The organism is Lacinutrix sp. MEBiC02404, from assembly GCF_053601575.1.
This window is the reverse complement of sequence record NZ_JBSHNV010000220.1, coordinates 186,144-197,983: the sequence shown is the minus strand read 5'-3', so window position 1 is coordinate 197,983 and position 11,840 is coordinate 186,144. Positions and strand designations below refer to the sequence as shown.

The 11,840-nt window shown below is 33.3% G+C and carries 11 protein-coding genes; 6 read left to right on the top strand and 5 right to left on the bottom strand.

Translation table 11 applies throughout. The features are described from left to right. The first annotated feature begins 44 nt into the window (after window positions 1-44). A complete protein-coding gene (locus ACVCXO_RS15280; RefSeq protein ID WP_452230460.1) occupies window positions 45-653 on the top strand; it encodes a superoxide dismutase in 609 nt (202 codons plus the stop codon). Window positions 654-1,216: 563 nt separating this feature from the next. Here ACVCXO_RS15280 and ACVCXO_RS15275 read toward each other — a convergent pair. The 4 genes from ACVCXO_RS15275 to purN all read right to left on the bottom strand — a co-directional run bounded on the left by ACVCXO_RS15275 (window position 1,217) and on the right by purN (window position 5,508). Then, a complete protein-coding gene (locus ACVCXO_RS15275) occupies window positions 1,217-3,115 on the bottom strand; it encodes an amidophosphoribosyltransferase (protein ID WP_452230459.1) in 1,899 nt (632 codons plus the stop codon). 124 nt (window positions 3,116-3,239) lie between these two features. Then, complete coding sequence (locus tag ACVCXO_RS15270; protein ID WP_452230458.1) at window positions 3,240-4,169, bottom strand: PfkB family carbohydrate kinase; 930 nt, start codon at window positions 4,167-4,169, stop codon at window positions 3,240-3,242. A 56-nt stretch (window positions 4,170-4,225) separates the two neighbouring features. Next, the gene (locus ACVCXO_RS15265; RefSeq protein WP_452230457.1) at window positions 4,226-4,867 is read right to left on the bottom strand and encodes a ribonuclease H1 domain-containing protein; all 642 of its coding nucleotides are present in this window, start codon (window positions 4,865-4,867) and stop codon (window positions 4,226-4,228) included. 71 nt (window positions 4,868-4,938) lie between these two features. Then, entirely contained in the window at window positions 4,939-5,508 is a 570-nt protein-coding gene (gene purN, locus ACVCXO_RS15260) for a phosphoribosylglycinamide formyltransferase (protein ID WP_452230456.1), read from the bottom strand. Window positions 5,509-5,690: 182 nt separating this feature from the next. Here purN and ACVCXO_RS15255 point away from each other — a divergent pair, with 182 nt between their 5' ends. The 5 genes from ACVCXO_RS15255 (at window position 5,691) to pyk (ending at window position 10,023) form a co-directional block, all read left to right on the top strand. Next, window positions 5,691-5,924 carry an acyl carrier protein gene (locus ACVCXO_RS15255; protein ID WP_013869581.1) on the top strand — a complete coding sequence of 78 codons (234 nt, stop codon included), beginning with the start codon at window positions 5,691-5,693 and terminating at the stop codon, window positions 5,922-5,924. Between the two features lie 12 nt (window positions 5,925-5,936). Further along, window positions 5,937-7,187, top strand: coding sequence for a beta-ketoacyl-ACP synthase II (gene fabF / locus ACVCXO_RS15250; protein WP_452230455.1), 1,251 nt, complete (start codon window positions 5,937-5,939; stop codon window positions 7,185-7,187). A 7-nt stretch (window positions 7,188-7,194) separates the two neighbouring features. Continuing rightward, window positions 7,195-7,941 carry a ribonuclease III gene (gene rnc, locus ACVCXO_RS15245; RefSeq protein WP_452230454.1) on the top strand — a complete coding sequence of 249 codons (747 nt, stop codon included), beginning with the start codon at window positions 7,195-7,197 and terminating at the stop codon, window positions 7,939-7,941. Between the two features lie 118 nt (window positions 7,942-8,059). Then, window positions 8,060-8,536, top strand: a complete 477-nt coding sequence (locus tag ACVCXO_RS15240) for an IPExxxVDY family protein (RefSeq protein ID WP_452230453.1) — start codon at window positions 8,060-8,062, stop codon at window positions 8,534-8,536. Between the two features lie 44 nt (window positions 8,537-8,580). Continuing rightward, entirely contained in the window at window positions 8,581-10,023 is a 1,443-nt protein-coding gene (gene pyk / locus ACVCXO_RS15235) for a pyruvate kinase (RefSeq protein ID WP_452230452.1), read from the top strand. A 182-nt stretch (window positions 10,024-10,205) separates the two neighbouring features. Here the strand turns inward: pyk and ACVCXO_RS15230 are convergent, their stop codons facing one another. Next, window positions 10,206-11,774: a T9SS type A sorting domain-containing protein gene (locus ACVCXO_RS15230; protein WP_452230451.1), complete on the bottom strand. Its 1,569-nt coding sequence runs from the start codon at window positions 11,772-11,774 to the stop codon at window positions 10,206-10,208. Window positions 11,775-11,840: the final 66 nt, after the last annotated feature.

Here is an 11,840-nt window from a genome sequence, read left to right as displayed (position 1 = left end):
TAAATTTGAATTAAATTTAATATTAACAACTAAAAATAAATATTATGGCTTTCGAATTACCGAAATTAAAATATGCTTATGATGCTTTAGAACCAAACATTGATGCTCGCACAATGGAAATACACTATACTAAACATCATCAAGGTTATACTACAAAATTAAATGCTGCAATTGAAGGAACAGATTTAGAAGGAAAATCTATTGAAGATATTCTTGGTAATCTAGATATGAAAAATGGAGCGGTTAGAAATAATGGAGGAGGTTTTTACAACCATTCTTTATTTTGGGAAGTAATGAATCCAGAAGGAAAAGGACGTTTGTCTGGAGATTTAAAAGATGCTATTGAAGCGGCTTATGGTTCTGTAGATGCTTTTAAAGATACTTTTAGTAAAGCAGCTGCTACGCAATTTGGTTCTGGTTGGGCTTGGTTGTGTGTACATAAAGGAGGAAAAGTAGAAGTTTGTTCTACACCAAACCAAGATAATCCATTAATGCCGGGAGTTACTTGTGAAGGAACACCAATTTTAGGATTAGATGTTTGGGAACATGCTTACTATTTAAACTACCAAAACAGAAGACCAGATTATATTGAAGCTTTCTTTAATGTTATTAACTGGAATGAAGTAGAAAGACGTTATGCAGAAGCTAAATAAGCTTTAAAATAGTACCAAGTCCTATAGGAAATAGGCATATATAAAAAAAGGTGAACTTGCGTTCACCTTTTTTCGTCCCAAATCTACCATAAACTTAACCTACTTAAATTATGGAGATATTGATATAACGTAAATTTATTGTGAATATTGTAAAATGTAGAAAAATATTTCGTTCTAGAAAATGAAAAAAGGTGAACGAGAGTTCACCTTTTTTGCCCCAAATCTACCATAAACTTAACCTACTTATGTTATGGTCTAGCAAATATAAGCTTGCTTTAAGGAAATAGAGGAAATTATTAGATAAACTACTAATATATTAGTCTAAAGGAGGAAAGGGTCTGTTTTAGAAGGAAATGTCGTATAAAATGAGATGAAATGAAAAAAGGCGAACTTACGTTCACCTTTTTTGCCCCAAATCTACCATGAACTTAACCTACTTATGTTATGGTAGTACTAATGTAGTTTTATTTATTTTTCTAATAAAATCTTTTAGACGAAAAGCTTTTATTATAGATTAAATGTTTAAAAATTAGGTATATACGGAAAACCCGTAAGAAATTATGCTAGTAGGCACGTTCTTCATTTCCTTCATAGAAATTAATAAAAGCTTTATTTACAACTCTATTTCCTCCTGCTGTTGGATAATCTCCTGTAAAATACCAATCCCCTAAGTTTTTAGGGCAAGCTTTATGTAAGTTAGCTACAGGTTGAAATATTATTTTCACCTCTGCATGTACACTTTCATCGCTCAATAACGCTGCGATTTTATCTGAAATTTCATCATCTGTAAAATGATCATATAGTTCTTTTACAAAGTTTTTTACCTCCGTATCTTTTATATCTATTTGTTTTTTACACTTTTTATAGACTTCTTCAATCAAGTGATACTTGTTGTTATCTTTTAAAAGAGAGAGCATTGCTTTAAAGGCTATTAACCCTTCAATTCTTGCCATATCAATACCATAACAATCGGGATAACGTATTTGTGGAGCAGAAGAAACAACCACTATTTTTTTAGGATGTAGTCGATCCATCATTTTAATGATACTCTTCTTTAATGTAGTACCTCTTACAATACTATCATCTATAATAACCAGATTATCTGTTGGTTTAATTACCCCATAAGTAACATCGTATACGTGGGCAACTAGATCATCTCTACTACTATCTTCTGTAATAAAGGTTCTTAGTTTAACATCTTTAATCGCGATTTTTTCAATTCTTGTTCTTTCCGATAAGATTTCAATAACGCGTTCTTTAGAAAGTTTTCCGTCTCCATCTAAAATGGCTTGTGTTTTCTTTTGGTTTAGATGTTCATCAACAGCTTCTATCATTCCGAAAAAGGAAGTTTCCGCCGTATTTGGAATGTATGAGAAAACCGAATTTTCGGTATCATTATCAATAGCTTCTAAAACTTTAGGCATTAACAATTTACCAAGTTCTTTACGTTCTTGATATATTTCTGCATCACTTCCTCTAGAGAAATAAATACGTTCAAAAGAACATGCTTTTCTTTCTAAAGGCTTTAATATTTGTTGAATAGAAACTTCACCAGATTTTTTTGTAATAATAGCGTGGCCTGGTTCTAGCTCTTTAACGTCATCAAAATCTACATTAAAAACAGTTTGTATTACTGGTCTTTCGGAAGCTACAACTACCACTTCATCATCTTGGTAATAGTAGGTTGGTCGTATTCCTGCAGGATCACGAAGCACAAAAGAATCTCCATGCCCTAAAAGGCCAGCCATTGCATAACCACCATCCCAGTTTTTTGCTGCTTTTCTTAAAATTTTAGCTACGTTTAGTCGGTCTGCGATTAGAGGCGAACACTCGTTTTTATTATAGCCTTCTTTTTTAAGGTTCTTGTATATTTTGGCAACAGCATCATCTAAGAAGTGACCAATTTTTTCCATTATAGTAATGGTATCTGTGTATTCTTTTGGATGTTGTCCTAAATCGATCAGGTTTTTAAATAACTCTTTAACATTCGTCATGTTAAAATTTCCAGCAAGAATAAGGTTTCTGTGCATCCAGTTATTTTGTCTTAAAAAAGGATGTACACTTTCTACGCTATTTTTACCAAAGGTACCATAACGAACATGCCCTAAAAGAACCTCTCCTATATATGGAATGTTCTTTTTTTGTAAGGCAACATCATCTTGATATTCTGGGTGCTCGGTAAGTTCTTTATTTATTCTACCGTTTATTTGAGCAAAGATATCTTGAATAGGTTGCTGCGCAATAGAGCGAACTCTACTTATATAGCGTTCTCCCGGTTTGGTATCTAATTTAATACTTGCAAAACCAGCGCCATCTTGTCCGCGATTGTGCTGTTTTTCCATTAGTAGATACATTTTGTTTACACCGTAAAATGCAGTACCATATTTCTCTTTGTAAAATTCTAATGGTTTTAAAAGTCTAATGTGTGCAATTCCACATTCATGTTTTAAAGCATCGCTCATTTTTAGTTGTATTTGTTGTTTCTTATTAGGTTGTCGCTTTACGCATGAATTCCTAATATAAAAATCAGGAATCTTTTATTTAGCGGAAATAAAAAAACGCGCTCCATTTTGAGCGCGTTTATGTTTATTTTAATTCAATATCAAATTGTGTTAAATCCTTGAACTGCTGCAAGCGCTCGAAGATTTCTTTATCTGTTAAGGTTAGCATACGTTCCGTTCCAAATTTCTCTACACAAAAGGAGGCTAAGGCAGAGCCGTAGATTACCGCTTTCTTCATGTTTTCAAAAGAAATGTTTCCTGTTTTAGCAATATAGCCTGCAAATCCACCTGCAAAAGTGTCTCCTGCTCCTGTTGGATCAAAAACTTCGGCTAATGGTAAAGCTGGTGCATAAAACATGTTGCCTTCACTAAATAGTAAAGCACCATGCTCTCCTTTTTTAATTACGACATATTTAGGTCCCATTGCATGAATCTTCTTCGCTGCATTAACTAAAGAATATTCTCCAGATAACTGGCGAGCTTCTTCATCATTAATGGTGATTACATCTATATTTTTTATAACTGCTTTTAAATCATCCATAGCAATATCCATCCAGAAGTTCATGGTATCTAAAATGGCTAATTTTGGTTTTTTAGACATTTGATCCAGAACACTCTGTTGTGTTAAAGGATGTAAGTTACCAAGCATTACAACATCTGCATCTTTATAGCTTTCAGGAACAACTGGCGTAAAATGTTCTAGTACATTTAATTCGGTTGCTAAAGTATCTCTAGTGTTCATATCATTATGATATTTACCGCTCCAAAAGAAAGTTTTACCATCTTTTACTACTTCTATTCCTTCAATGTTTATTTTCCTATCGGTTAAAAGGTCTAAGTATTCTTGCGGAAAATCTCCTCCAACTACAGAAACTGCTGCTGCATCCACATTATCAAAATTGGCTGCAGAAAAACCTATATATGTTGCTGCGCCTCCAAGAATTTTATCGGTTTTACCAAAAGGAGTTTCAATAGCGTCAAAAGCTACTGTACCTACAATGACTAATTTGCTCATAAAGCGATATTAATTTTTTTTGCAAATATACGTTATTTTAAGACGAGTATAATAACTTATTTTCTGCCAAAATCTGCAGGTATTTCTCCCCATGCTTTGGTTTCCCATTTTACAATGGTTGTTTTGTATGTATTATTGTTTAACCATGCCAAGGCGCGATCTACTAAATCATAAACAGGTTTGTTTTTAGCATTGCGTTCTAATTTAGAATTACAGGTCTTTTTACGCACCCAACTCATCGCGGTTTTTGAATCGGTGTATATAAGGAGATCACTATTGTGTTTTTTTAAAAAACTTAATCCATGAACCAATGCTAAAAATTCACCAATATTATTTGTGCCTTCTGCAAAAGGTCCTTGAATGAATAATTGTTTTTTAGATTTTGTTTCTACACCTCGGTATTCCATAATGCCAGGATTTCCAGAGGAGGCAGCATCTACAGAAATAGAATTATAATTTGGTAGTCCTATTTTTTTTAATTGCTCTGCAGAAAGTTCACTTTTAAATTTCTTGTTGGTACCTATATAATCTTTATAGCTTCCATTTAAAGCTTTTTTTGCAGCATCAAAAGTGGCAAAAGATTTGTATTGTGCGCTAGGATAATCTTTTATTTGTGCTTTACAGTCATTCCATGTTTCAAAAACACCAACATGGTGTCCTTTCCAGACGGTATAATATTTTTTTTTCTTTTTTGACATCTTGAGCTTCCGCCTTTCGGTTTCGCTCAAGATATACTCTAGCGAAAACCTCATTATTTATCGTTTTATTTTTATTCTGGAGATAAAAGCTGGTTTACCACCTCAGGAAAGTGCTTCATTTCTAATAAATGAATCTTTTTTGCAACATCTTCGGCACAATCTGTAGTCTTTACCTTACATTTTGCTTGAAAAATGATGGCTCCTTCGTCATAATGTTCATTTACGTAATGAATAGTGATCCCAGTTTCTTTTTCTTTATTGTTTACAACAGCTTCGTGAACATGCATCCCATACATGCCTTTTCCACCATATTTTGGTAGCAAAGCGGGATGTATATTTATCACTTTATTAGGGAAATATGCAAGTATGTTTTCAGGGAATTTCCATAGAAACCCAGCCAGTACAATTAGGTCTGGTTGCTTACTTTTAAGTAAATCTAGCACATCATTCGTTTTAGTGAAAGCTGTTTTGTTGAATGATAAAGCGCTAACATTCAGTTTTTTACACCGATCTAAAACTTTGGCATGGGGATTGTTAGTTAGAACCTGAATAACAGAAGCATTTTCTCTGTTGTGAAAAAACTTAATTAAATTTTCAGCATTAGTTCCACTTCCGGAAGCAAAAATTACAATACGTTTCATTTACAGATATAATGTTAAATTTATTCGAACAAAAAAAAGAATAATTATTAACAATTAGAGGTAAAAAAACAAATATTCAGCTTTATTTATTAAATTACAACCACATTTTTAAACTAAAGGTGTGTTTTAAAATAAAGTTTTTTATTTTTGCCATCTAATTAAAACTTAAAATTAAAAAGATTATGTCAGACATTGCATCAAGAGTAAAAGCGATTATCGTAGACAAACTGGGAGTTGATGAAAACGAAGTTGTTACTGAAGCTAGCTTTACAAACGACTTAGGAGCAGATTCATTAGATACTGTAGAATTAATTATGGAGTTCGAAAAAGAATTCGATATCCAAATACCAGACGATCAAGCAGAAAATATTGCAACAGTTGGTCAAGCAGTTTCTTATATCGAAGCAGCTAAATAAGAACAAATTTTTATGGAACTAAAGCGAGTTGTAGTTACGGGTCTTGGCGCATTAACACCAATTGGTAATACCAAAGACGAATATTGGGAGGCCTTATTAAGTGGTAAAAGTGGGGCAGCACCTATAACATATTTTGATACGGAAAAGTTCAAAACCAAGTTCGCTTGTGAAATAAAAAACTTTAACGCTACCGATTTTTTTGATAGAAAAGAGGCGCGTAAAATGGACAAGTTCGCTCAGTACGCTATGGTAGCTTCCGATGAAGCTATCATAGATGCTAAGCTAAACTTAGATACCATCAACAAATTACGTGTTGGTGTTATTTGGGGAGCAGGAATTGGTGGTCTAGAAACATTTCAAAACGAAGTACTAAACTTTGCAGAAGGAGATGGTACCCCTAGATTTAATCCTTTCTTTATCCCAAAGATGATTGCAGATATTGCACCAGGAAACATATCTATTAAACATGGATTTATGGGACCTAATTACACAACAGTTTCGGCTTGTGCCTCTTCAGCTAACGCTATGATAGATGCTTTAAACTATATTCGTTTAGGACATTGTGATGTTATCGTTACAGGAGGAAGTGAAGCAGCAGTTACTATTGCTGGAATGGGTGGCTTTAATGCTATGCATGCTTTGTCTACTAGAAATGAAAGCCCAGAAACGGCATCTAGACCTTTTGACGCGACCAGAGATGGTTTTGTTTTAGGGGAAGGAGCAGGAGCTATTGTTTTAGAAGAATACGAGCACGCAAAAGCAAGAGGAGCAAAAATATATGCGGAAGTATTAGGAGGCGGAATGTCTTCCGATGCATATCACATGACAGCACCGCATCCAGAAGGAATTGGCGTTATTGCTGTTATGAAAAACTGTTTAGAAAACGCAGGCGTTAAACCAGAAGAAGTAGACCATATTAATACACATGGTACCTCAACACCTTTAGGGGATGTTGCAGAACTTAAGGCTATTTCTAAAGTATTTGGAGCGCATGCCAAAAACATAAACATTAATTCTACAAAATCTATGACTGGCCATTTGTTAGGTGCAGCAGGTGCTATTGAATCGATTGCATGTATACTTGCAATGGAACATGGTATTGTGCCGCCAACAATAAACCATACTACCGTGGATGACAAAATAGATCCCGAATTAAACTTAACACTTAATACACCTCAAAAAAGAGATGTTAAAGTAGCTATGAGTAATACCTTTGGCTTTGGTGGCCATAATGCTTGCGTATTATTTAAGAAGTTAGATTAATTTTTGAATGAAATACATTCGTAACATATTTAATTCTCGTTCTAAAGATAACGGGGATTTCTTTACGTCTATAACAAAGATTTTAAGCTTTAAGCCGAAGCAAATAAAGTTTTACCAAACAGCCTTTACACATCGTTCTATGAACATAAAAAATAGCAAAGGGCATGCTATTAATTATGAGCGATTAGAATTTTTAGGAGATGCTATGTTAAGCGCTGTAGTAGCGCATCACCTATATATAGAAGTTCCAAGTGGAGATGAAGGCTATCTTACCAAAATGCGCTCTAAAATTGTTAGTCGTGAGCATTTAAACGATCTAGGAAGAGACCTTAAGCTAATAAAATTAGTAGAAAGTAAAATACCAAAAGGTCAATTTGGTGATAATATTCATGGAAATTTATTTGAAGCTGTAGTAGGCGCTATTTTTCTAGATAGAGGCTATAAATATTGCGAGAAATTTATCTACAAACGTGTGATTACACCACATGTAGATATAGAAACTCTAGAAGGCAAAGTGATAAGCTATAAAAGTTTACTTATAGAATGGTGCCAAAAAGAGAAGAAAAATTTTAATTATGAGGTCTATGAAGACACCGGAAATGATGAAATTAGACATTTTTCTGTAAAACTTTCTATAGATAAAAAAGTGATTTCTAAAGGACGAGCAACTTCAAAAAAGAAAGCCGAAGAAAAAGCCTCAAAACGTGCGTTTTTTGCTTTACAAAAACAAATTCCTAGAGGAGCTAACGTTTAAAAAAATAATATAGCTACTATAACGTTTTCGTTAAAAACTACTGTTAATATTACCTTTAGCTTAACATAATTCTTCGTTTTAAATACTATATTTACAATAATTAAACGGAATTAACATTTTGCGAAAACTAATTCTTGAAGATTTTATAGAAGACATAGACTATGCTTTAATTGGCATACATTGCGCTATTGAAGACTACAGAATAGCCTATTTTTTAAACAAACATTTAGGTCTAAATCTTAAAAGAAAACGAGTAGATATAGAATATATAGATACTTCTAGTTATTCTATTTTTGAATGGAAAGACGAAACACAATTAACCGTTTGGAACTTAGTTTCTAACATTAGCAAAATAGAAGTTAATGCTGCGGTAGATGTTACTTCCCTTTTTATAAACGAAGAGAAATTCACAAAAACGAAGCACTTAATTCCCGAATATAAAAAGGTGAATTTTATTTTAAAGATAAGTGTCGATCCGAATCAATATTTAGAAAAACAAATCTTAAGTAAAATTTTAGAAATACCACAAGTAGTAACTGCTTTTGCTATAGACGCAAACGATTTAAAAACTACAGACCAATTAATATTTAATTAAAAGGATTATCTCCCAATACCTATTGGGATTCAAGGAAAACGAATATGATAAAAAGAAAAAAAACCAAAATAGTAGCAACTTTAGGACCAGCAACAAGCACTAAAGAAGTTTTAAAAGCAATGCTTGAAGAAGGAGTAGATGTCTTTAGAATTAATTTTTCGCATGCAGATTATGCAGATGTAAAAGAACGTATTCAAATGATACGTGATCTTAATGAAGAGTTTGGATACAATGCTGCCATTTTAGGAGATTTACAAGGGCCAAAACTTCGTGTAGGAGTGATGAAAGGAGATGTCATTGTAAAAACTGGAGACGAAATTATTTTTGCAACTGGAGAACGTTTCGAAGGTACAAAAGAACGTGTTTATATGACCTATGATCGTTTTCCTCAAGATGCAAAACCAGGAGAACGCATTCTTTTAGACGATGGAAAACTTATTTTTGAAGTCGTTTCTACAGATAAAAAAACCGAAGTTAAAGCAAGAGTAATACAAGGTGGACCGCTTAAATCTAAAAAAGGGGTTAATCTACCAAATACAGATATTTCACAACCCGCTTTAACCGAAAAAGATATAGAAGACGCTATTTTTGCTATCGAACAAAAAGTAGATTGGATGGCTTTATCTTTTGTACGTCATGCAGAAGATTTAATGCAACTTCAAGATTTAATAGCGAAACATAGCGAACATAAAATTCCAATTATAGCAAAAATTGAAAAACCAGAAGCAGTAGAAAACATAGATAAAATTGTTGCTTATTGTGATGGTTTAATGGTTGCACGTGGTGATTTAGGAGTAGAAGTGCCTGCAGAACAAGTGCCACTTATTCAAAAACAATTAGTTCTACGTGCTAAAAAAGCTAGAATTCCAGTAATCATTGCAACGCAAATGATGGAAACCATGATTTCTAGCCTTACACCAACAAGAGCAGAAGTTAATGATGTTGCAAACTCGGTAATGGATGGCGCAGATGCAGTAATGCTTTCTGGTGAAACTTCTGTCGGGCAATATCCGGTGCAAGTAATCACACAAATGTCTAACATTATTAAAAGTGTAGAAGATTCTCCGCTTATTCAGGTACCACAATTGCCTCCACATATTCGTACCAAAAGATACATCACCAAATCGATATGTTATCACGCGGCAAATATGGCAAATGAGATTAATGCAAAAGGAATTTCAACATTAACAAATAGTGGTTATACGGCGTTTCAAATTTCCGCTTGGCGACCATCAGCACACATATTAGTATTTACTTCAAACAAACGTATTTTAACGCAACTAAATTTACTTTGGGGCGTGAAGGCGTTCTTTTATGATAAGTTTGTAAGCACAGACGAAACCATAGAAGATGTTAATGCTATTGCCTGTAAAAAAGGATATCTGGAAACAGGAGACATGCTAGTAAGTCTGGCAGCAATGCCAATACAAGAAAAAGGAATGGTGAACACTTTACGTGTAACCGAAATTACAAGTTGTAGCTTTTAAATAACTTGGGCGTTACCGCAAGGGTCGCGCTTTCACTACTCGCTCTCTGCGAGGAGCTCAAACATACCGTTCCATCGCTAACGCGAAATCAGAATAATAATATAAAAAAACCAGTTACAGGATTGTAACTGGTTTTTTGTTCTGTATTTATTAAACTTAGTACTAGTCTAAAGTCTCTATGTTTATTTAATAAATTTTAAAGTTTTCGTGGTATTATCTTTAGTCAGTAAAGCAAAATAAACACCAGATTTTAGAGTTGTTGTCGTTATTTTATTTGCATTAGACTGCAATACCAATTGTCCTAATGTGTTATATATTTTAGTGTTAATTTTATTTGTATTATCCTTAATGTGTATGGCATTATCATAATGCTTTACAGCTATGTCATTACTAAATTTATCGACACTTAATGTGTTTGGATTGTATTTAAACAATGCAAAACCAGAGGTAGCATTTTGAGCTTTAAAGTATAGTTCGTTATTGTAAATGGTAAGTAATTCTGGGAAAGAAGCAGAATAACCAGGGTAAATATCTTCTACTAATGTTACTGTAACGTCATCATAAACATACAATTCTTGACCAAGAGCACTATTATCTGTTCTTCCTCCAAGGTATAATTTGTTATCCATTTCAACGATGTCATCTACGTAAATACTATTAAAACCTGTAGGAGCTAATTCTGTAAGCACATCGGTATCGTCATTGTAAGCATATAAAGCATTAAGTCCAAGATTTGGGTTTGTAGCCTTAAAAAATAGTCTACCATTAAAGCTAAAAAAGGAGTTTGGAGACGAACTCTGTTGGCCTGTTCTTAGGTCTCTTACTAAAGTATCTTCACCTGTTGCTGCATCAAAACTATGAAATTCAACACCCGTATCTACGCTATTCTTTGCTTGATAATATAGTTTGTTGTTATGTACAAAAAGATCCTTTAAAGAAGATTGATAATTACCCGGAAGTATATCTGCAACTAAAACAACGTCGTCTGCAATAGGATCGTATTTAAACAATTCATATCCTACAGCTTCTTGAAAAGCACCAAAGTATAGTTCATTATTATAAACCGTAAAATCTCTTGGTGTTCCGTCTCCATTATTTTGATTACTTGTGTTAATGTTTTCTACTAGCCTGGTTATTCCTGTGCCTGCATCAAATTCAAAAAGTTCTTTACCAACAACTACTGTTTTTGCAGAAAAATATAGTTTATTATTAAATAAGATAAATTCATTTGGAGAACTTCCTTCACCATTAAAATTATTTATATCGCTAACTAAATCTACTGTATTCGTTACGCTATCATAGCTGTAAAGTTCATAATCTGTGGTTGCATTTTCATATCCGTTCATATAGATCTTGTTGTTATAGATTATCATTTCTCCAATTACATATATGTTAGGAATTAAGCTTAATGTCTCGCTGCTGGATTCATATTTATATAATTGTGATGAGATAACCAGATAAAGACTTCCATTATACTCTATGGTGCTTTCTAAATCGCTACTAGAATAAGAAGAGCCAGGAGTTATGTCTTGTACCAAAGTTGTGGTATTGGTCATTGCGTTATGTTTATATAATTCATAACCTATGGTTCCATTGTTTGCCATAAAAAAAAGATCATCACCAAATACCGTTAAATGTGCTGGGTTAGAACCATGTCCATCCGGATTTAAATTGGTAACTTGAATAGATTGTGCATGCACGTTTATTATGCAAAAGCAGGCAAGGAATAATTTAATGTAAACTTTTTTCATATTTAAAAATGTAAGGGTTTTACTCTTTATTATTAAAAACCTTAAAAGGTTAACATCTTTATTTCT

Coding starts and splice junctions, on each gene's coding strand:
- fabF (WP_452230455.1), top strand. CDS start 5,937: ATGGAACTAAAGCGAGTTGTAGTTACGGGTCTTGGCGCATTAACACCA.
- ACVCXO_RS15265 (WP_452230457.1), bottom strand. CDS start 4,867: ATGTCAAAAAAGAAAAAAAAATATTATACCGTCTGGAAAGGACACCAT.
- pyk (WP_452230452.1), top strand. CDS start 8,581: ATGATAAAAAGAAAAAAAACCAAAATAGTAGCAACTTTAGGACCAGCA.
- purN (WP_452230456.1), bottom strand. CDS start 5,508: ATGAAACGTATTGTAATTTTTGCTTCCGGAAGTGGAACTAATGCTGAA.
- rnc (WP_452230454.1), top strand. CDS start 7,195: ATGAAATACATTCGTAACATATTTAATTCTCGTTCTAAAGATAACGGG.
- ACVCXO_RS15275 (WP_452230459.1), bottom strand. CDS start 3,115: ATGAGCGATGCTTTAAAACATGAATGTGGAATTGCACACATTAGACTT.
- ACVCXO_RS15230 (WP_452230451.1), bottom strand. CDS start 11,774: ATGAAAAAAGTTTACATTAAATTATTCCTTGCCTGCTTTTGCATAATA.
- ACVCXO_RS15255 (WP_013869581.1), top strand. CDS start 5,691: ATGTCAGACATTGCATCAAGAGTAAAAGCGATTATCGTAGACAAACTG.
- ACVCXO_RS15270 (WP_452230458.1), bottom strand. CDS start 4,169: ATGAGCAAATTAGTCATTGTAGGTACAGTAGCTTTTGACGCTATTGAA.
- ACVCXO_RS15280 (WP_452230460.1), top strand. CDS start 45: ATGGCTTTCGAATTACCGAAATTAAAATATGCTTATGATGCTTTAGAA.